At 41.8% G+C, this 595-nt stretch carries 1 protein-coding gene; it reads left to right on the top strand.

What is annotated here, in order from left to right; all coding sequences use genetic code 11:
* The coding region (locus tag CWC16_RS19305; protein ID WP_502705082.1) for a transposase at nt 1-595 on the top strand (595 nt) is incomplete at both ends.

Below are 595 nucleotides of genomic sequence, written 5' to 3' on the forward strand. Positions count from 1 at the left end.
ACAAGCTGTGCAAAGGCACCGTACTTACGCAAAAGTACATACAGGGCGAAAAGCTAGGTAAAGCAGAGCTTATCTTTTTTAATCAAACAGTAAAAGAATATCGAGAGCGCCTATCAAGCATTAGCTGGTTTATGCGCTTATTGAATGAAAATATAGCGCGTAGAGCAAATAAAGAAGATAACTGCACAGGTAGATTTTGGGAAGGTCGGTTTAAATCTCAAGCACTCCTTGATGAAGCCGCACTTGCCGCCTGCATGGCGTATGTAGATTTAAACCCCATCAGAGCAAAAGTGGCAAATACACCAGAAGACTCTGACCATACAAGTGCTCAAAGGCGCTTAAAAAGCGCAACAGAAGGTAAGCAACCTAAACAGTTACTTCGCTTTGCAGGCATGTCACGTCAAATTATGCCAAAAGGGTTACCGTTTGAGCTTAAATCGTACCTTAAACTTGTAGAGTTAACAGGGCGTTGTATAAGAGAAGATAAGCGAGGGTATATTAAAAGTACACACTTACCCTTACTCGAAAGAGTGAATATTTCCCCCGAAAACTGGTTAAAACTCACGACCCGATTTACACGCGTATTTCATGGTGC

Source organism: Pseudoalteromonas sp. S3776 (genome assembly GCF_005886915.1).
GTDB lineage: Bacteria > Pseudomonadota > Gammaproteobacteria > Enterobacterales > Alteromonadaceae > Pseudoalteromonas.